This window comes from Pseudoxanthomonas sp. SL93, from assembly GCF_026625825.1.
Lineage (GTDB): Bacteria > Pseudomonadota > Gammaproteobacteria > Xanthomonadales > Xanthomonadaceae > Pseudoxanthomonas_A.
The window spans coordinates 3,571,868-3,589,647 of sequence record NZ_CP113065.1 but is presented as its reverse complement, the minus strand read 5'-3'; the positions used below and the strand labels follow the sequence as shown (position 1 = coordinate 3,589,647).

General features: G+C 67.5%; 20 protein-coding genes. 3 read left to right on the top strand and 17 right to left on the bottom strand.

Going from position 1 to position 17,780, the window contains the following annotated elements; all coding sequences use genetic code 11:
* Positions 1-2: 2 nt before the first annotated feature.
* From OVA13_RS16755 to OVA13_RS16710, 10 genes are all read right to left on the bottom strand, one after another.
* On the bottom strand, positions 3-725 hold the full coding sequence (locus OVA13_RS16755) for a haloacid dehalogenase-like hydrolase (RefSeq protein WP_267791587.1): 723 nt from the start codon (positions 723-725) through the stop codon (positions 3-5).
* Positions 722-1,516: an indole-3-glycerol phosphate synthase TrpC gene (trpC, locus tag OVA13_RS16750; RefSeq protein ID WP_267791586.1), complete on the bottom strand. Its 795-nt coding sequence runs from the start codon at positions 1,514-1,516 to the stop codon at positions 722-724. Before trpC ends, OVA13_RS16755 begins: the two co-directional genes overlap by 4 nt.
* Positions 1,517-1,632: 116 nt before the next feature.
* Positions 1,633-1,983, bottom strand: coding sequence for an antibiotic biosynthesis monooxygenase family protein (locus tag OVA13_RS16745; protein WP_267791585.1), 351 nt, complete (start codon positions 1,981-1,983; stop codon positions 1,633-1,635).
* Position 1,984: 1 nt separating this feature from the next.
* Positions 1,985-3,031, bottom strand: coding sequence for an anthranilate phosphoribosyltransferase (trpD, locus tag OVA13_RS16740; RefSeq protein ID WP_267791584.1), 1,047 nt, complete (start codon positions 3,029-3,031; stop codon positions 1,985-1,987).
* A gap of 88 nt (positions 3,032-3,119) precedes the next feature.
* Positions 3,120-3,698 carry an anthranilate synthase component II gene (locus OVA13_RS16735; protein ID WP_267791583.1) on the bottom strand — a complete coding sequence of 193 codons (579 nt, stop codon included), beginning with the start codon at positions 3,696-3,698 and terminating at the stop codon, positions 3,120-3,122.
* Between the two features lie 3 nt (positions 3,699-3,701).
* Positions 3,702-4,793: a threonine aldolase family protein gene (locus OVA13_RS16730; RefSeq protein WP_267793562.1), complete on the bottom strand. Its 1,092-nt coding sequence runs from the start codon at positions 4,791-4,793 to the stop codon at positions 3,702-3,704.
* On the bottom strand, positions 4,793-6,265 hold the full coding sequence (gene trpE / locus OVA13_RS16725) for an anthranilate synthase component I (RefSeq protein ID WP_267791582.1): 1,473 nt from the start codon (positions 6,263-6,265) through the stop codon (positions 4,793-4,795). Before trpE ends, OVA13_RS16730 begins: the two co-directional genes overlap by 1 nt.
* Before the next feature lie 218 nt (positions 6,266-6,483).
* Positions 6,484-7,416: a lipid kinase YegS gene (gene yegS / locus OVA13_RS16720; RefSeq protein ID WP_267791581.1), complete on the bottom strand. Its 933-nt coding sequence runs from the start codon at positions 7,414-7,416 to the stop codon at positions 6,484-6,486.
* A gap of 279 nt (positions 7,417-7,695) precedes the next feature.
* Positions 7,696-8,373: a ribulose-phosphate 3-epimerase gene (gene rpe / locus OVA13_RS16715; RefSeq protein ID WP_267791580.1), complete on the bottom strand. Its 678-nt coding sequence runs from the start codon at positions 8,371-8,373 to the stop codon at positions 7,696-7,698.
* Positions 8,374-8,381: 8 nt separating this feature from the next.
* The gene (locus tag OVA13_RS16710; RefSeq protein ID WP_267791579.1) at positions 8,382-8,708 is read right to left on the bottom strand and encodes a J domain-containing protein; all 327 of its coding nucleotides are present in this window, start codon (positions 8,706-8,708) and stop codon (positions 8,382-8,384) included.
* 198 nt (positions 8,709-8,906) lie between these two features.
* Between OVA13_RS16710 and OVA13_RS16705 the strand changes: the two genes are divergently transcribed.
* From OVA13_RS16705 to OVA13_RS16695, 3 genes are all read left to right on the top strand, one after another.
* Positions 8,907-9,842: a phosphoribosylaminoimidazolesuccinocarboxamide synthase gene (locus OVA13_RS16705; RefSeq protein ID WP_267791578.1), complete on the top strand. Its 936-nt coding sequence runs from the start codon at positions 8,907-8,909 to the stop codon at positions 9,840-9,842.
* Between the two features lie 172 nt (positions 9,843-10,014).
* Positions 10,015-10,350 (top strand): DMT family transporter, encoded by a 336-nt coding sequence (locus tag OVA13_RS16700; RefSeq protein WP_267791577.1) that lies wholly within the window; start codon positions 10,015-10,017, stop codon positions 10,348-10,350.
* 90 nt (positions 10,351-10,440) lie between these two features.
* Positions 10,441-10,920 (top strand): Mpo1 family 2-hydroxy fatty acid dioxygenase, encoded by a 480-nt coding sequence (locus OVA13_RS16695; protein ID WP_267791576.1) that lies wholly within the window; start codon positions 10,441-10,443, stop codon positions 10,918-10,920.
* A 10-nt stretch (positions 10,921-10,930) separates the two neighbouring features.
* Here OVA13_RS16695 and OVA13_RS16690 read toward each other — a convergent pair whose 3' ends face one another.
* From OVA13_RS16690 to OVA13_RS16660, 7 genes are read right to left on the bottom strand one after another with little or no spacing between them, the layout of a single operon-like run.
* A complete protein-coding gene (locus OVA13_RS16690) occupies positions 10,931-11,803 on the bottom strand; it encodes an NAD-dependent epimerase/dehydratase family protein (RefSeq protein ID WP_267791575.1) in 873 nt (290 codons plus the stop codon).
* Between the two features lies 1 nt (position 11,804).
* Positions 11,805-12,170 carry a Na+/H+ antiporter subunit G gene (locus tag OVA13_RS16685; RefSeq protein WP_267791574.1) on the bottom strand — a complete coding sequence of 122 codons (366 nt, stop codon included), beginning with the start codon at positions 12,168-12,170 and terminating at the stop codon, positions 11,805-11,807.
* Positions 12,167-12,436: a K+/H+ antiporter subunit F gene (locus OVA13_RS16680; RefSeq protein WP_267791573.1), complete on the bottom strand. Its 270-nt coding sequence runs from the start codon at positions 12,434-12,436 to the stop codon at positions 12,167-12,169. Before OVA13_RS16680 ends, OVA13_RS16685 begins: the two co-directional genes overlap by 4 nt.
* On the bottom strand, positions 12,433-12,930 hold the full coding sequence (locus OVA13_RS16675) for a Na+/H+ antiporter subunit E (RefSeq protein WP_267791572.1): 498 nt from the start codon (positions 12,928-12,930) through the stop codon (positions 12,433-12,435). Before OVA13_RS16675 ends, OVA13_RS16680 begins: the two co-directional genes overlap by 4 nt.
* On the bottom strand, positions 12,927-14,450 hold the full coding sequence (locus OVA13_RS16670; RefSeq protein ID WP_267791571.1) for a monovalent cation/H+ antiporter subunit D: 1,524 nt from the start codon (positions 14,448-14,450) through the stop codon (positions 12,927-12,929). Before OVA13_RS16670 ends, OVA13_RS16675 begins: the two co-directional genes overlap by 4 nt.
* Positions 14,447-14,845 carry a Na+/H+ antiporter subunit C gene (locus tag OVA13_RS16665; RefSeq protein WP_267791570.1) on the bottom strand — a complete coding sequence of 133 codons (399 nt, stop codon included), beginning with the start codon at positions 14,843-14,845 and terminating at the stop codon, positions 14,447-14,449. The genes OVA13_RS16670 and OVA13_RS16665 overlap by 4 nt, the downstream gene beginning before the upstream one ends.
* Positions 14,845-17,670: a monovalent cation/H+ antiporter subunit A gene (locus OVA13_RS16660; RefSeq protein ID WP_267791569.1), complete on the bottom strand. Its 2,826-nt coding sequence runs from the start codon at positions 17,668-17,670 to the stop codon at positions 14,845-14,847. The genes OVA13_RS16665 and OVA13_RS16660 overlap by 1 nt, the downstream gene beginning before the upstream one ends.
* Between the last annotated feature and the right edge of the window lie 110 nt (positions 17,671-17,780).

The following is a 17,780-nucleotide window of genomic DNA, read 5'->3' as shown; positions in this document are numbered from 1 at the left end:
GGCTACGCGACGGGTGTGCCGCCCCGCTCCTTGCAGCCCCAGTTGAGGATGGGCGTGCCTGGCGGCAGCACGCGGCGGAACATCGCCACGCGCGACGGCTTGGGATTCACCACCACGGGAGCATGCGCCGCTTTCAGCAGCGGCAGGTCGGCACTGCTGTCCGAGTACGCCACCGCGATATCACCGTAACCGCGTTCGCGCAGCATGCGCATCTTCTCTTCACTGTGGCAGTGACGCGTGGCGACCACGGCGCCCAGGCGCGGGCCCACGGCGGTGCCGATCACCGGCACGTCCTCGTGCGCCACGAAGCTCAGGATCGCGCGCGCCAGTTCCGGCGGTGCACCGGTAGCCACGACCACCCGGTCACCGGTGGCCCGGTGGTCGCGGAAGACGTCCAGCGCCTGCGGCAGCAGGCGTCCCTGCACTTCCTCGCGATGCGTGGCCACGTACTGGTCGATCAGCGCATCGAAACTCCTTCTGCCATGCAGGCCGAACGTGCCGATCCAGATGTAGCCGGAGATGCCGCGGCGCCGCGTGGGCAGAAAGGCCACCATCGGCCCCAGCACCACCGTCGCGGCCAGCGCCACCAGCATGCGCAGCGGGTTGCGCTTGATCAGCCATTTGACCAGGTGGCCGCCGGAATCGCCGTCGTACAGCGTGTGGTCGAAGTCGAACACCACCAGCGGCGCTTCCGCGCGTGGGATCGGGTAGGCAGGCGTGCTCATGCGGCAAAGAATAGCTGACGCAGGGCCTCGCCCGGCTCCTCGGCCCGCATGAACGTCTCGCCCACCAGGAAGGCGTTGACGCCGGCGGCACGCATCGTGGCCACGTCCTGCGGCACCAGGATGCCGCTCTCGGTCACCAGCAGGCGGTCCTTCGGCACGGCATCCTTCATTGCCAGCGTGGTCTCCAGCGAGACGTCGAACGTGCGCAGGTTGCGGTTGTTGATGCCCACCAGCGGCACGGGTACCTGCAGGGCCCGCTCCAGTTCGTCGATATCGTGCACTTCCACCAGCACGTCCATGCCCAGCTGCATGGCCAGCCCGGACAGGTCCACCAGCCGTGCATCGTCCAGCGCGGCGACGATCAACAGAATGCAATCCGCGCCCAGCACGCGCGCCTCGTACACCTGGTACGGGTCGACGGTGAAGTCCTTGCGCAGCACCGGCAACGTGCATGCCTCGCGTGCCTGCTTCAGGTAATCGTCGGCGCCCTGGAAGAAATCCACGTCGGTGAGCACCGACAGGCAGGCTGCGCCGCCGAACTCGTAGCTCACCGCGATATCGGCCGGACGGAAATCCTGGCGGATCACGCCCTTGGACGGGCTGGCCTTCTTCACTTCGGCGATCACCGCCGGATCACCCTGCGCGACCATCGCATTCAGCGCATCGGCGAACCCCCGCGTCGGTGGTGCGTCGTCGACCAGCGCGCGCAGGTCCGCCAGCGAAACCCGGGCGCTGCGTGCGGCAACTTCTTCCGCCTTGCGGGCGAGGATGGTGGTGAGGATGTCGCTCATCGAAACCTTGTGTCGTGTCCCGCACGGGTGGGCGGGCGTCGTATTGTCGCATCCGCCGGGGACAAGGACGCGCCCTGCCACGGTCGCGTGCTCCGCGCTCCGGCAGGTAAAAGCCCCTACAGGGTGTCGGCGCGGTCCCAGCCGTATGCCCGCTCGACCTTCGCCACCCGGAGCTCGAAATGGTCGTACCAGTCACGCCGCCCCTGCTCGCGGGCGGCGGTATGTTCGGCATGCTGCCGCCAGGCGCGGATGGAGGCCTCGCTGTCCCAGTACGCCACGGTGATGCCGAAGCCGTCGGCGCCGCGCGTGGACTCCACGCCCAGGAAACCCGGCTGCTGTGCCGCCAGTTCCACCATCCGCTCCGCCATCGCACCATAGCCGGCGTCGTCGTCGGCATTACGCTGCGAGGAGAAGATCACTGCGTAATAGGGCGGCTTGGGCAGCGCCGCGAATCCTCCGCCGGCCATGTCATGCCTCCTTGCGTGGCAGGCCCAGGGCCTGCGTGGTGGCGACGAACTGCTGCAGGCGCTCCAGTGCCTTGCCGCTGGCGATGGCGTCGCGCGAAAGGGCGATGCCGTCCTCGATGCTCTCCGCCACGCCGGCCACATACAGGGCCGCGCCGGCGTTCAGCACGACGATCTCGCGGGCGGGGCCGGGCTTGTTGTCCAGCACGCCCAGCAACATGGTCTTGGATTCCGCGGCATCGGCCACGCGCAGGTTGCGGCTGGCCGACATGGCGATACCGAAGTCCTCCGGGTGCAATTCGTATTCCCGCACCTGTCCATCGCGCAGCTCACCCACCAGGGTACCGGCACCGAGCGAGAGTTCGTCCATGCCGTCGCGGCCCCACACCACCAGCGCGCGATCGGCGCCCAGCTCCTGCAGCACGCGGGCTTGGATGCCGACCAGGTCGGGATGGAACACGCCCATCAGGATGCCGGGCGCGCCGGCCGGATTGGTCAGCGGACCGAGGATGTTGAAGATGGTGCGCACGCCCATTTCACGGCGCACTGGTGCGACCACCTTCATCGCCGGGTGATGCACGGGGGCGAACATGAAGCCGATGCCTGCCTGCGCAATGGACTGCGCCACCTGCTCCGGCTGCAGTTCGATGTTGGCGCCCAGCGCCTCCAGTACGTCCGCGCTGCCGGACTTGGACGACACACTGCGGTTGCCGTGCTTTGCGATGCGCGCGCCCGCCGCCGCGGCGACGAACATCGAGCACGTGGAAATGTTGAAGGTATGCGACCCATCGCCACCGGTGCCGACGATGTCGACCAGGTGCGTGCGGTCGGCCACGTCGACGGTACGCGAGAACTCCCGCATCACGGTGGCGGCGCCGGCGATTTCACCGACGGTTTCCTTCTTGACGCGGAGGCCGGTCAGGATGGCCGATGTCATGGTCGGCGACACGTCGCCGCGCATGATCTGGCGCATCAGATCGACCATCTCGTCGTGGAAGATCTCGCGATGCTCGATGGTGCGCTGCAGGGCTTCTTGGGGGGTCAGTGGCATAGGGAGTTCCCGTGGGAGCGACGTGAGTCGCGACTGGATTCCGTGGTTCGGGTGTTCGCGACCGACGTCGCTCCCATAAAGCGCAGCGTCATCGTTCTAGGAAGTTCTTCAGCAGGGCGTGGCCATGCTCGGTGAGGATGGATTCGGGATGGAACTGCACGCCTTCCACCGGATACTCCCGGTGCCGCAAGCCCATGATCTCCTCGAAGCTGCCGTCGGGGTTCTCCGTCCACGCGGTGATCTCCAGCGCGTCGGGCAGGCTGCTTCGCTCGACCACCAGCGAGTGGTAGCGGGTAGCCTCGTAGGCATCCGGAAGACCGGCGAAGACGCCCTTGCCTTCATGGCGGATGCGTGAGGTCTTGCCATGCATGATCTGCCCGGCGCGGATGACGTTGCCGCCGTAGGCCTGGCCGAGGCTCTGGTGGCCCAGGCAGACGCCCAGGATCGGCGTGCTGGCACCCAGGCGTTCGATGATCTCAAGCGATACGCCCGCTTCATTCGGCGTGCAGGGACCGGGCGAAATGACGATGCGCTCGGGTGCGAGCTTCGCGATCTCGTCGACGGTCAGCGCATCGTTGCGCACCACCTTCACCTCGGCACCCAGCGACTGCAGGTACTGCACCAGGTTGTAGGTGAAGCTGTCGTAGTTGTCGATCATCAACAGCATGGGTCAGGCTCCTTGTGCCTGCGAGGCAGCCATCACGGCCTGGCCGTCCTGGAAAAGCGCGGGAAAGATCGCGGAGAACGCATCGATGGCAGATTGGGGGGTCGCCCACGACGTCATCAACCGGATCACCGTGGTGCCATCACCCCGCCGCTCCCATACCTCAAACTCCACGTGCTGCTGCAGACGCTCGACGACCGAGTCAGGCAGCACCGGAAACAGCTGATTGCTCGGCGAGTCCACAGCCAGCGGCACACCGACCTGCTGCAGGACGTCGCGCAGGCGAGCAGCCATGACGTTCGCATGTGTCGCCAGCACGAAGTAAAGGCCGTCATCGAACAGCGCTTCGAACTGCGCGCCGACCACCATGCCTTTGGCCAGCATGGCACCGCGCTGCTTGATGACGTGGCGGAAGTCGGCACGCAGCGCAGCGTTCACGATCACAAGGGCTTCGCCCAGCAGCGCGCCGTTCTTGGTGCCGCCGATGTAGAAGGCATCGGCCTCCTTCGACAGGATCGCAAGATCCACGTTATTGCCCGGCGTCGTCAGCGCCGATCCGAGGCGCGCACCGTCGACGTAGAGCAGAAGGTCCCGGCTGCGGCAGAACGCGCCCAGCGCCTGCAGTTCCGCGGCACGGTAGACCGTGCCCCATTCGGTCGTATTGGAGATATAGACCAGACGCGGCTTCACCATATGTTCGCTGTGGTGGCCCTCCACGCAGGACTGGACCGACGCGGGAGTCAGCTTGCCGTCCGCAGTGGGAACGGTCAGCACCTTGTGACCACTGGCTTCGATGGCGCCGGCTTCGTGGGTGGCGATGTGGCCGCTTGCCGGTGCGATCACGGCTTCATGAGGGCGCAGGAAAGCCGCCAGCGCGACCATGTTGGTCTGGGTGCCGCCAGCGAGGAAATGCACGTCGGCGTCCCGGCCAAGGCGGTCACGGATCAGCGCCGCGGCACGCGCACTGTGGGTGTCCATGCCGTAGCCGCGATTGGTTTCGGCGCTGGCCACGGCCAGTGCCTGCAGCAGGCGCGGGTGCGCGCCCTCGCTGTAGTCGTTGCGCAGGCTGATCCTGGCGTTGTCGGTGCCAATTTGCATCACAACCCCTTCGCCGCTTCCGCCACCGCGCGGAACAGCGCACGGCCCTTGTTCATCGTCTCGTCCCATTCCTTCTCGGGATCGGAGTCGTAGACGATGCCGGCACCGGCCTGCACATGCAGGCGACCGTCCTTGATGACGGCGGTGCGGATGGCGATGGCGGTATCGGCATCGCCATGCCAGCCGATGTAGCCGATGCTGCCGGCATAGACATTCCGCTTGATCGGTTCCAGCTCGCGGATCACTTCCAGCGCGCGGATCTTCGGTGCGCCGCTGACGGTACCGGCAGGGAATGTCGCGCGCAGCACGTCGGCGTAGCTCAGGCCGGGCAGCAGCCTGCCGGTGACCTCGCTGACGATGTGCATGACGTGGCTGTAGCGCTCGATGACGAACTGCTCGCCCACCTGCACGGTGCCGGCTTCCGATACACGCCCAGCGTCGTTGCGGCCCAGGTCGATCAGCATCAGGTGCTCGGCGCGCTCCTTCGGGTCGGCCAGCAGTTCGGCCTCCAGCGCAAGATCTTCGTCGTGCGTCCTGCCGCGCGGACGCGTGCCGGCGATGGGGCGCACGGTGACGTCGCCCTGCTCCAGGCGTACCAGGATTTCGGGCGACGAACCTACCACCTGCACGTCGCCCACATCCAGGAAGTACATGTACGGCGAGGGATTCAATGCCCGCAGCGCGCGGTAGACATCCACCGGCCGCGCGTTGAACGGCACGCTCAGGCGCTGGCTCAGCACGACCTGGAAAATGTCGCCGGCGCGGATGTATTCCTTGGATTTCTCCACCGCCGCGATGAAACCGTCATGGGTGAAGCCGGACACGAAGTGGCTTTCGTCCAGCACGTCGCGGGTGATCGGCGTGGGGTACGAACCGGGCTGGCGCAGCTTGCGGGTCAGTTCGTCCAGGCGCGCCTGCGCGTGCTCCCACGCATCGGGCTCGCGGGGGTCGGCATGCACGATCAGGTAAAGACGGCCCTTCAGGTTGTCGAAGACGGCGACTTCCTCCGACTGCATCAGCAGGATGTCGGGGGTCTCCAGCTCGTCGGGTTTCTCGCCCTTCGCCAATCGCGGCTCGATGTAGCCGATGCACTCGAACCCGAACCAGCCCACCAGTCCCCCGGTGAAACCCGGCAGGCCTTCCAGGCGGGGCACGGAATACGCGGCGCGCAGCGCCTCGACCTCGGCGAAGGGGTCCTGCACTTCGCGTGTCTCGACCAACTGCCCGTTGTCGTGGACCTGCAGCGTGTGCCCGCGGAAGGTCGCCACGCGTCGCACCGGCAGGCCGATGATGGAGTAGCGGCCGAAACGCTCACCCCCTTCCACCGATTCGAACAGGTAGGTGTGCGGGGCGTCGGCGAGTTTCAGGTAGACCGAAAGCGGCGTGTCCAGGTCGGACAGCACCTCACGGACAACGGGAATACGTGTGTGGCCTTCAGCAGCGTGCTGCTGGAACTGGTCGTGCGAGATCAAGCGGGCTTTCCTTCCGGGGCGCGGGTGCGGGGTGGGCGACGGCAACGGGCCACCATCGCCAGCAACGGCGAGCGGAATGTCTGGAAAGCGGGATCGTATGGTGGGACACGGCCGTACTTTACCCGATGGCCGGGCGGACGGGCCAGCCTGCCGGGGCGCAGATACGGGCGTGCGCCGCACGCTGCCGCTCCTCGCCCGGCGGCCGTGCAGCCCTCGCCCTACCGGGGGGTCAGCAGCGGTGACTCCGGGGGCAGATGCATGCGGATGCGGCCCGGCACGCAGCTCACCCGGAAACGACGCGACGCCACCGGTTCACCATCCAGATTGAGCGTCAGCGGCTCATCGGCGACCAGTTCCACCCAGGGCAGTCGCGCACGCACCGCGACACGATCCAGCGCTGCGTGCTTGCCGTCCTTGACCAGCGTGCCGATGGTGGACGCCACCTCTCCCGACAGCTCGCGCACGAGGGTAAGGTCGAGCAGGCCATCATCCGCCACTGCGTCCGGACACAAGGCCTGGCCGCCACCGGCCTGCCGGCCGTTGCCGAGCCCCAATGCGATGAAGTCGCCCTGCCAGCTGAAATCCGGCCCGTTCACGCGTGCGGTTAGCGGCTCGATGCGGCCAAGCTTGGCGATGCCGGTGATCAGGTACGCCAGGCCACCCAGCATCTTCTTCAGGCCCTCATCGGTTTCCACGGTCACCTCGGTACCGAACCCGCCGCTGGCGAGGTTGGCGCACCAGTGCGTGTCGTCGTCGGCGTCGATGCGCAGCAGGTCCATCGGCACGGCCCTGCTGTCGCGGATCCGCTGCAGGGCTTCGAGGGGTGTGTCGGGGAGGCCGGCGGCGCTGGCGAAATCGTTGGCCGTGCCCAGCGGCACCAGCCCCAGCGAAGGCAGCTGCGCGGCCAGTTCGGCCCGTTGCGCCAGCGCGGTGGCCACTTCGCTGAGCGTGCCGTCGCCGCCGGCAGCGACCACGGTGTCCACGCCATCGCGGAGGGCTTCGTCCACGTAGCGTTGGGCGTCGCCGCCTTCCCAGGTGACCCGCACGTCGAGTGCGATGCCCGCCTCGCGCAAGGCGCCTACTGCCTCGCGCAGGTCGTCATCGCCGGCGGATTTTCCGTTGAGGATCAGGCGCCAGCGGGGTGGGGGCATGGGGGTTCCTTGCAGGTCGCCTGAGCATACCCGGTCGACTGTGGGAGCGACGTGAGTCGCGAACATCGTCCTCGAGATCCCTGGGCCGCTGATGCGATCGCGCTGGCTGGCTGGAAAGCTCGCGACTTGCGTCGCTCCCACAACCAACGACTACCGCATCGTCATCTTCCCGTCACAGACCATCCGTAGCGTGGAAGGCCATAGCAGGGATGACGGGCGGAGGCGGGATCAGCCTCCAATGTTCCGGGGCGGTGGCGCAGGCCATCGCCCTTCTGCTTTTCAGGCACCGCGCGCTTCCGCGACGGCCTGGCGCATGCGGCCGATGACATCCGCGTAGTCCGGCGCATTGAAGATCGCCGAACCCGCGACGAACGCGTCCGCGCCCGCTGCCGCGATCCGGCCGATGTTGTCTGCCTTCACGCCACCATCGATCTCCAGGCGGATGTCCTTGCCGGTCGCGTCGATCCTGCTGCGCACGGCACGCAGCTTGTCCAGTGCCGACGGAATGAACGCCTGGCCGCCGAAGCCGGGGTTCACCGACATCAGCAGCACCAGGTCGAGTTCTTCCAGCACCCAGTCCAGCACGTCGACCGGCGTGCCCGGATTCAGCACCAGGCCTGCCTTGCACCCGTGCGACTTGATCAGCTGGATGGTGCGGTGCACGTGCCTGGAGGCTTCCGGGTGGAAGCTGATGATGCTGGCGCCGGCCTCGGCGAAATCCGGCACGATGCGGTCTACGGGCTCCACCATCAGGTGCACGTCGATGGGCGCGGTGACGCCATGCTTGCGCAGCGCACTGCAGACCATCGGGCCGATTGTCAGGTTGGGGACGTAGTGGTTGTCCATCACGTCGAAGTGCACCCAGTCGGCGCCCGCCTTCAGCACGTTGTCCACTTCCTCGCCCAGGCGGGCGAAATCGGCGGAGAGGATGGACGGGGCGATGATGCAGTTGGACATGGGGGCTCTCAGCGTTTGCGCAGGGTCTTGATGCGGTCGTAGGCGGCGTTGATCTCGCCCGCCTTCAGTTCGGCCTGGCGGCGCAGGTCGTCCGCCGCGCCTGCCATCTTGTCGGGGTGGTACTGGGAAATCAGGCGACGGTACGCCTGGTCGATCTCGGCATCGCTGGCGTCACTGGTCAGGTTGAACACGCGATACGGGTTGTCGCGGCTGAGCTTGAACCAGTCCTCGTCGAAGGCATGGCCGATGATCAGTCCCACCAGGCCGCCCAAGGGATGACGCATCAGCAGCCAGCCGGCCACGAATCCCAGCAGTTTCCCGTACCAACGCTTCATCCGGCCCGCCTTCTTCAGCAATCGGGGCATTTTACGGCACACGACGGCCCCAAGCGCCGTACACTACGCGGCCCGGTCCGGTACCTGGCCCCGCCATGGCGGAAGAACGGCCGCCCCGGGGCACGGGACGACCGGCCTGCCGGTCCCCCGAGGATGCCGCTGTACCTCGATGGTTTCCGGACTCCCCAAGGAGTGTTTGTGCCCACGACGTTGCTCCAATCCGATCTGCCCGGTCTGACGCTGCGCCACCGCGGCAAGGTCCGCGATGTGTTCGACCTGCCCCGCGACCGCCTGCCCGTCGATCCCGCCTCGTCCTTCACCGGTGACTACCTGCTGATGGTCGCCACCGATCGCCTCAGCGCGTTCGACGTGGTGCTGCCCGATCCGATTCCCGGCAAGGGCGAGATGCTCTGCCAGATCTCGAACTTCTGGTTCGCCAAGACCGCACACCTGCTGCCCAACCACCTGACCGGCATCGACGTGGCCAGCGTGCTGCCCGCCGGCGTCGATGCGACGTTGTACGCCAAGCGCGCGGTGGTGACCAAGAAGCTGAAGCCCGTCCCGGTGGAGGCCATCGCACGCGGTTACCTGATCGGCAGTGGCTGGAAGGACTACCAGCGCACCGGCAAGGTCAGCGGCATCGAACTGCCCGACGGCCTGCGCCAGGCCGAACAGCTGGCCGAGCCGATCTTCACCCCGTCGACCAAGGCCGCCGTCGGCGACCACGACGAGAACATCGATTTCGACGCCATGGTGAAGACCGTCGGCGCCGAACTGGCCGAGCGGGTGCGTGACGCCACCCTGCGCATCTACCGCTTTGCCGCGGACTATGCCGCCGAACGCGGCATCCTGCTGGCGGATACCAAGTTCGAGTTCGGCACCGACGAAGACGGCCGCCTGTACATCATGGACGAGATGCTGACGCCGGATTCGTCGCGCTACTGGCCGGCCGATGAATACCAGGTGGGCACCAGCCCGCCCAGCTACGACAAGCAGTTCGTGCGCGACTATCTGGAAACGCTGGACTGGGACAAGACCGCGCCCGGCCCCGCACTGCCTGCCGAGGTCATCGAACGCACCCGCGCCAAATACGCCGAAGCCTTGCAGAAGCTCGCCGGCATCGTGGTCGACTGACACGCACGTCGCTGGCGTGGCACCGGGAGCCCGGTGCCACGCCAGCGAAGCCATCCTGCGTGCGCACAGCGCATCGGCATGGGCAAGCGCACCGGCGTCAATGGATCCGGGCAGGGTTCACCCCACGATGCAGTAGCATCGCGGCCCACCCCGTAGCGTCGAGGCCCGCACCATGAACACCGGCTACCTGTATCTGGGCATCGCCATCGTGGCCGAAGTCATCGCCACCAGCGCACTGAAGGCCTCGGAGGGCTTCACACGCCCCCTGCCCTCGCTCATCGTGGCCGCCGGTTACGTCACCGCGTTCTATTTCCTGTCGCTGGTACTGAAGAGTGTGCCGGTCGGCGTGGCATACGCGATCTGGTCGGGCGCGGGCATCGTGCTGATCGGCCTGGTGGGCTGGCTGGTGCTGAAACAGCCGCTGGACCTGCCGGCCATCCTGGGCATGGGGCTGATCGTCGCCGGCGTGGCCGTGATCCAGCTGTTCTCCACGACCGCCGCACACTGAATACGCGCGGCTTGACCGCCGGCCCGACACGTCCGGCCGGGCTGGGGTATGCTCCATACCCTGCCGCATTGCCATCCTCGGGAGGGATGAATGAACGCAACCGCGCAACGCCCGGTCGACCGCTGGTTCGCCAGTTACTCCGGCGACCATCGCAACGACACCAACCAGCTGATCCACGTGTTCGCCGTGCCCGCCATCCTGTGGACGGTGATCGCGCTGCTGTGGTGCATCCCCGTGTTCGGCACCTGGATCAAGTCCGGCGCCTGGGCCGCGCTGGCGATGTTCGGCGCGTGGATGTACTACTACAAGCTGTCGCGCCCGCTGGGCTTCGGCATGCTGGCCATCTTCATCGTCATGGCGTGGCTGACCCGCTGGCTGGAGGCCGCGCTCGGCATCCAGAACCTGTTCTTCCTGGCGCTGGGCGTGTTCGTGGTCGCGTGGATCGCGCAGTTCATCGGCCACAAGATCGAGGGCAAGAAGCCCAGCTTCCTGACCGACCTCACCTACCTGCTGATCGGCCCGGCATGGGTGCTCAGCAAGTTCTACCGGAAGATGGGCTGGAAATACTGAGCGTCGCGTTTCACGACGCACGCGTGCTGCCCAGCGCATGCGCGTCGGGCGTGAAAGGGCGCGGCGCGTAGCCGAAATCGGTGCGCGCCGGCGCCGCGTCGAACACCAGGTCCTGCCGCATGCGATCGATCGCGGCATCGCTCAGGCCGCCCATGCGGCCTGCCAGCCGCGCCAGCCAAAGCGCACCACGGAACACTGCCGACGGCACTTCGATCAGCCGCGCCGGTGGCGCCATCGCCGCCAGGGTGCGGGCAACCATGTCCCGGTACGACAAGGTTTCGCCACCGGGCAAAGCGTATGCACGTCCCGCGGTCGCCTGCGCATCCACCACCGCCAAGGCCGCGCTGGCCAGGTCTTCGACATGCACGGGCTGGCGCCGTCCGGTGGCGCCGCCCGGCAACACGAAGAACCCCAGCTTCCCGGCAATGGCCGCGATGCGCGTCAGCGTCTGGTCGCGCCCCGCGCCGTAGACCAGCGTGGGCCGCAACAGCGTCGCCGCGGCACCGCGTTCGCGGGCCGTCGCCAGCACCGACGCCTCGCCCGCCTGCAGGCGGTGGACCAGGTCGCGTTCGTAGGCGTCTGCCGAAGCGATCTTGGTATCGACACTGGTCGATCCGAACGCGATCACGCGCGGCGTCTGCACGTCGCCACGCGCATACCACGCGGCGAAGCGATCCAGCGGTCCCAGGCTGAAGATCGCATCCACGTGCGTTGGCAGATCGTCGCAGTGGTCAAAGCCTCCGGTCAGCCAGCGTACGCCCGGCTGATCGGGCCTTGGCTCGCGCGAGACGGCCACCACCTGCCAGCCCGCGTCGTGCAGAAGCGGCAACAGCGGCGCACCGATCTGCCCGGTGCCGCCGAAGACCAGTGCGGTACGCGTCAACTCAAGGCTCCCGGCCGGCGTCGCGCGTGTCGGTGCCGGGCGTGTCCGTCGTTTCGGGCAGCGACGGGCGGTCTTCCATCATCAGCGACAGCGCGGCCTTCGCCATGAGGTGCGCGCTGATCGGCGCCGTGATGAAGACGAACGCGGTGATCAGCAGCTCGCGCGGCTGCGGGTCGGTACCGGTGTAGGCGTGGTAGCCGATCGATGCGATCAGCACGCAGCCCACGCCCAGCGTGCTGGCCTTGGTGGGCCCATGCAGGCGCTTGAAGAAATCCTTCAGCTTCAGCAGGCCCAGGGAACCGACGAAGATGAAGAAGCTGGCCACCGCCAGCAACGCCACCAGCATGATCTCGATCACCAGGTTCATTCCACGATATCCCGCCGGATCACGTACTTGCTCAGTACCACCGTGCTGACGAAACCCAGCAGCGCGATGATCAGGGCCGCCTCGAAATAGATCGCGGTGCCCAGGTGCATGCCGAACAGCATCAGCTCCGCGATGGCCGCGATGTTCAGCGTGTCCAGCGCCAGGATGCGGTCGGGGACGGTGGGGCCACGCAGCACGCGGTACAGCGCCATCAGCATGGACACGCCCACCACCATCATCGAACCGGTGATCGCGTACTCGATCATGGGAATATCTCCATCAGCGGGGCCTCGTAGCGACGCTTGATCTCATCGATCGTCGCCTGCGCGTCCTTCAGGTTGAAGCAGTGCACCAGCAGGTAGCGGCGGTCAGGCGACAGTTCCGCCGAGACCGTCCCCGGCGTCAGCGTGATGATGCTGGTCAGCACCGCGATGCCGTGGATGTTGCGGATGTCCAGCGGCACCCAGATGAAGCCCGGCGTGATCGCGGATTCGGGGCCCAGGATGCGGCGCGCCACCTCCACGTTGGACAGCACGATGTCCCACGCCACCACCCACAGCATGCGCGGCACCGGCTTCAACGTGCCGATGCGGGCGAACTCGCGGTCCAGGCGTGCGCCGAAGAGGGGCACCACCACGCCGAGCAGCGCCGCCATCACCAGGTTGCCCGGTGTCACGCTGTCGGCCATCAGCAGCCAGAACAGGAAGATCAGCACGGCGAACGGCACCGACGGGAACAGCTTGCGTGCGAACGAACTCATGGCGATGGGCTCCGCTTCACCGGCGTGGTACCGCGCACGTGTTCGATCGCCGCGGCGGGTTCCCTCAGCTGCTTCGCCGCGGCCTGCACGTAGCCCATCACCGTGTCGGCCCTGACCATCAGCACCACGCCCAGCGCCAGCAGCACGACGACGGCCGCCGTCTCGATCCGGCGGATGGGCGCGGGCTCGAGCACCGACACCTCGTCGATCCGCCAGAAGATGCGGCTGCCCGCACGCGCCAGCCCCACCAGCACCATGAAACTGCTCAGCAGCAGCACCGTCCACACCAGCGCGGTGCGCCCCGGCGGCACCACCTGCATCAGCATGACCTTGCCCAGGAAGCCCGGCAGCGGCGGCAGCCCGGCCACGGAAATCGCCGCCAGCAGGAACAGGATGCCCAACCCGGTCCTGCGCGGCATCGGCGCGACCAGGTCGAGGCGGTCGCCTGCCTCGCCACGCCGGCGGCCGATCAGGTCGGCGATCAGGAACAGCGCGGCGCCCACCAGCGTGCTGTGCACCAGGTAGTACAGGCCCGCGCCGATCGCGTTCGCGCTGTCCAGCGAGAATGCGATGAACAGCGTGGCCGCCGACACCAGCACCAGGTACGCCACCATCATGCGCAGCCGCACCGCCGCCAGCACGCCGAGCGCGGCGAGCAGCAGCGTGGCCAGCCCCAGGTAGAGCAGGCCGTCCCACGCGAAGCCAGCCAGTGCACCGGCCGCACTGCCGAACAGCAGCGTGCCGACCCGCAGCACGGCATACAGGCCCACCTTGGTCATGATGGCGAACAGCGCCGCCACCGCCGCAGGGGTGCGTGCGTACGCATCGGGCAGCCAGAAGTACAACGGCAGCAGGGCCGCCTTCGCACAGAAGACCACCAGCATCAGGCCGCCGGCCGCCTGCACCAGCCGCACGTTCTCCGCGGGCAGGCTGCCGATGCGCAATGCCATCTCGGCCATGTTCAAGGTCCCCAGCAGCCCGTACAGCAGGCCGAGGGAAATCAGGAACAACGTGGACGCCGCGATGTTGAAGGTGACGTAATGCAGGCCCGCGCGCATGCGCTCATCGCGCCCGCCACTGAGCATCAGGCCGTACGACGCGATCAGCATGACCTCGAAGAACACGAACAGGTTGAACACGTCGCCGGTCAGGAAAGCGCCATTCAGGCCCATCAGCTGGAACTGGAACAGCGCATGGAAGTGCGGTGCACGACGGTCCCAGCCGGCACTGGCGTACAGCAGACATGCCGCCGCCAGCAGGTTGCTGGCCACCAGCATCAGCACGGCCAGCCGGTCCGCGACCAGCGCGATGCCCAGACGGGCCGGCCAGTCGCCCAGCAGATAGACCGGCACTTCACCGGCCGACGCCCGCGACAGCAGCAGCCAGACCACCACCAGCAGAGCCACCATCCCCGCGCCCGACAACGCACGCTGCACGCCACGGCCGCGACGCTCCAGCAGCAGGATCAGCGCACCGGTGAACAGCGGCAGCAGGACCGGCAGGACAGGCAGGTGCGTCACGCCGCGTCCTCCTGCCGATGCGCTTCCCGTCCATCCGGGGGTGTCGGCAAGGGTTCGGCGTCCAGCCTGGCGTCGACGTGGTCGCTATGGTTGTCCGAACGGCTGCGCATCGCGACCACGATGGTCACCGCCGTCATCGCGAAAGCGATGACGATCGCGGTCAGCACCAGCGCCTGGGGGAGCGGATCGATGTAGTTCTGCAGCGTGGCCGGCACGCCATCGCGCAGCACCGGGGCACGCCCCACCGACAGGCGACCACCGGAAAAGATCAGCAGGTTGGTGGCGTAGGAAAGCAGCGTCAGGCCGAGAATGACGTCGAAGCTGCGCGCGCGCAGCAGCAGGTAGATGCCGGCGGCGGTCAGGATGCCGATGGCGCTGGCCAGTGCGATTTCCATCAGCGCAGCTCCGCGGTCAGGGGCGAACGCTTCGCCGGATCGATGGTGCCGCGACGCGACGCGCGACGGCGGGCGGGTTCGATGGTGCCCATCATGGACAGGATGAGCATGGCCCCACCGAAGACCACCAGGTACACGCCGATGTCGAAGCCGATGGCGCTGGCCAGCGCGACCTCGCCGATCCACGGCAGCACCGGTTCGGCATGGCCACTGGTCAGGAACGGCAGGCCGGACAGCATCGGCACCACGCCGGTGATCCCGGCCGCGAGCAGGCCGATGCCGATGCAGGCCACGTAGTTGAAACCGAAGCGCGATTCCACCGACGCCGCGCCCTGCACCACGTACTGCATCAGCAACGGGACCGCCAGCACGAGACCGGCGATGAAGCCGCCGCCGGGTGCGTTGTGCCCGCGCAGGAACAGGTAAACGGACACCGTCAGCGCCATCGGGAACAGCAGCTGGGTCAGGTCGGCAGGCACCGGCAGGTCCACCGGACCGCCGGGCATGCGCTTCTCCGGCGCCATCCGTACCTTTCGCAGCAGCGCGTGCACCACCAGCGCGGCGATGCCGAACACGGTGATCTCGCCGAAGGTATCGAAGCCACGGAAGTCCACCAGGATCACGTTGACCACGTTGCTGCCGTAAGCCTCCGGCAACGACCGCGCCAGCAGCTCGCCGGCGATCGTGTCGGCCGGCCGGGTCATCACCGCATAGGCCAGCACCGCCACCCCCGTGCCCGCCACCAGTGCGATGGCGGCATCGCGGACGCGACGCAGGGTGCTGCGTTCGACCGGTGATGCGGAAGGCAGGTAGTTCATCGCCAGCAGGATCAGCGCCAGCGTCACCATTTCCACCAGCAGCTGCGTCAGTGCCAGGTCCGGCGCCGACAGGAATGCGAACGCCAGGCTCACCATCAGCCCGGCCACGCCGACCACGATCACTGCCAGCAGGCGCTGCCGGTACAGCACGACGGTCATGACCGTGGCGGCCACCAGGCCCAGCCAGAGCAGCCAGCCGAAGGCCGGCATCGCATGCAGTCGAGGCGTGGGGAGGCGAAGGTCGGCCGCGAACGGCAGCGTTCCCGCCACCAGCGCGGCCACCACCAGCCACACGAGGCTGCGCTGCTGGCTGCCGTTGGCCAACATGCCGGTGAAGCGCGCCGCCAACCGGAAGGCCGCCTCCAGGTTGAACTGGAAGAGCGCACGCCCGACCGATCGCCGCATCAGCGCATGCAGGTCCAGCAACCTGCGCAAGCCGAAATACAGCGCGACGCCACCGATCATGCCGCCCACGCTCATCAGCAGCGGCAGGTTGAAGCCGTGCCACACCGCCAGGCTGTACGCCGGCATGCGCTCGCCCAGCAACGACAGCGCGGCGGCGTGCAGCGCGGGCGCGATGGTCCAGGCCGGCACGACGCCTACCGCCAGGCACGCCACCACCAGCACTTCCACCGGAATCTTCATCCAGCGCGGCGGCTCATGCGGAACGCGGTCCAGCGCGCGCGGCCCCGTGCCGAAGAACGTCTCGTAGACGAAGCGAAGGCTGTACGCCACGCCGAACACGCCGGCCAGGAAGGCGGCGACGATCATCGCCACGCGCACGGGGCCCTGCTGGTCGATCTCCAGCGCTTCGGCGAAGAACATCTCTTTCGACAGGAAGCCGTTGAGCAGCGGAATGCCGGCCATCGCGAGCGACGCGATGATCGCCAGCGCGCTGGTGAACGGCATCGAACGACGCAGGTTGCCCAGCCGGCGGATGTCGCGGGTGCCGGTCTCGTGGTCGATGATGCCCGCGGCCATGAACAACGACGCCTTGAACGTGGCGTGGTTGAGGATGTGGAACAGCGCCGCCACCACCGCCATCGGCTTGGACAGGCCGAACAGCAGCGTGATCAGCCCCAGGTGCGAGATGGTGGAATACGCCAGCATGCCCTTCAGGTCGTGCTGGAAGATCGCGTTCCACGCGCCGATCAGCAACGTCAGCGCGCCCACCGTGCTGACCACGTAGAAGAACAGATCCGTGCCGGCCAGCGCGGGATGCAGCCGTGCCAGCAGGAATACGCCCGCCTTCACCATCGTCGCCGAATGCAGGTAGGCCGACACCGGCGTGGGCGCCGCCATCGCATGCGGCAGCCAGAAGTGGAACGGGAACTGCGCGCTCTTGGTGAACACGCCCGCCAGCACCAGGACCAACGCCCACGGGTAGAGCGCGCTCGCGCGGATCTGGTCGGCGGCCGCGTAGACCGCATCGATCTCGTAGCTGCCCACGATGCGACCGATCAGCACCACGCCACCCAGCAGGGCCAGCCCGCCGCCCCCCGTGATGACCAGCGCCATGCGTGCGCCTTCGCGCGCTTCCTTCTGGTGCGACCAGAACCCGATCAGCAGGAACGAGCTGATGCTGGTCAGTTCCCAGAACACCACCAGCAGCAGCAGGTTGCCCGCCAGCACCATGCCCAGCATCGCGCCCATGAACAGCAGCAGGTAGGCGTAGAAGCGTGGCGCGCTGTCGTTGCGGCCCAGGTAGTAGTGCGCGTACATCACCACCAGCGCACCGATGGCCAGCACCATGCCGGCGAACATCCATGCCAGCCCGTCGAGCCGCAACGAGAAGGCCAGGCCGATCTGCGGCAGCCATGCATGCTCGCCCCGGACCGTGTGGTCGGCCAGCACGGCAGGCGTCAGCCAGGCCAGGATCAGCAGGCCCAGCACCGGCGCGGACGCCGCCAGCCAGGCTGTCGTGCCACGCGATACGCCGCGCGCCAACGCCACCACCAGCGCCAACACGAACGGCAGGGCCAGCAGGATTTCAAGGAAAGGGATCATCAACCGCCTTGCGTTGCAGGGAATTCGTCATTCGCGAGCAATGCCCGAGTTTAACAGGCCCGCACGCCTCCCTGCCCGCATCGGGCGATCAAGGCCACACGACGTTGCGA

What these genes read in the sequence shown, in the direction of transcription:
- OVA13_RS16755 (WP_267791587.1), bottom strand. Translation starts at nt 725, where the DNA reads ATGAGCACGCCTGCCTACCCGATCCCACGCGCGGAAGCGCCGCTGGTG.
- trpC (WP_267791586.1), bottom strand. Translation starts at nt 1,516, where the DNA reads ATGAGCGACATCCTCACCACCATCCTCGCCCGCAAGGCGGAAGAAGTT.
- OVA13_RS16745 (WP_267791585.1), bottom strand. Translation starts at nt 1,983, where the DNA reads ATGGCCGGCGGAGGATTCGCGGCGCTGCCCAAGCCGCCCTATTACGCA.
- trpD (WP_267791584.1), bottom strand. Translation starts at nt 3,031, where the DNA reads ATGCCACTGACCCCCCAAGAAGCCCTGCAGCGCACCATCGAGCATCGC.
- OVA13_RS16735 (WP_267791583.1), bottom strand. Translation starts at nt 3,698, where the DNA reads ATGCTGTTGATGATCGACAACTACGACAGCTTCACCTACAACCTGGTG.
- OVA13_RS16730 (WP_267793562.1), bottom strand. Translation starts at nt 4,793, where the DNA reads ATGCAAATTGGCACCGACAACGCCAGGATCAGCCTGCGCAACGACTAC.
- yegS (WP_267791581.1), bottom strand. Translation starts at nt 7,416, where the DNA reads ATGCCCCCACCCCGCTGGCGCCTGATCCTCAACGGAAAATCCGCCGGC.
- rpe (WP_267791580.1), bottom strand. Translation starts at nt 8,373, where the DNA reads ATGTCCAACTGCATCATCGCCCCGTCCATCCTCTCCGCCGATTTCGCC.
- OVA13_RS16710 (WP_267791579.1), bottom strand. Translation starts at nt 8,708, where the DNA reads ATGAAGCGTTGGTACGGGAAACTGCTGGGATTCGTGGCCGGCTGGCTG.
- OVA13_RS16700 (WP_267791577.1), top strand. Translation starts at nt 10,015, where the DNA reads ATGAACACCGGCTACCTGTATCTGGGCATCGCCATCGTGGCCGAAGTC.
- OVA13_RS16695 (WP_267791576.1), top strand. Translation starts at nt 10,441, where the DNA reads ATGAACGCAACCGCGCAACGCCCGGTCGACCGCTGGTTCGCCAGTTAC.
- OVA13_RS16685 (WP_267791574.1), bottom strand. Translation starts at nt 12,170, where the DNA reads ATGAACCTGGTGATCGAGATCATGCTGGTGGCGTTGCTGGCGGTGGCC.
- OVA13_RS16680 (WP_267791573.1), bottom strand. Translation starts at nt 12,436, where the DNA reads ATGATCGAGTACGCGATCACCGGTTCGATGATGGTGGTGGGCGTGTCC.
- OVA13_RS16675 (WP_267791572.1), bottom strand. Translation starts at nt 12,930, where the DNA reads ATGAGTTCGTTCGCACGCAAGCTGTTCCCGTCGGTGCCGTTCGCCGTG.
- OVA13_RS16665 (WP_267791570.1), bottom strand. Translation starts at nt 14,845, where the DNA reads ATGGAAATCGCACTGGCCAGCGCCATCGGCATCCTGACCGCCGCCGGC.
- OVA13_RS16660 (WP_267791569.1), bottom strand. Translation starts at nt 17,670, where the DNA reads ATGATCCCTTTCCTTGAAATCCTGCTGGCCCTGCCGTTCGTGTTGGCG.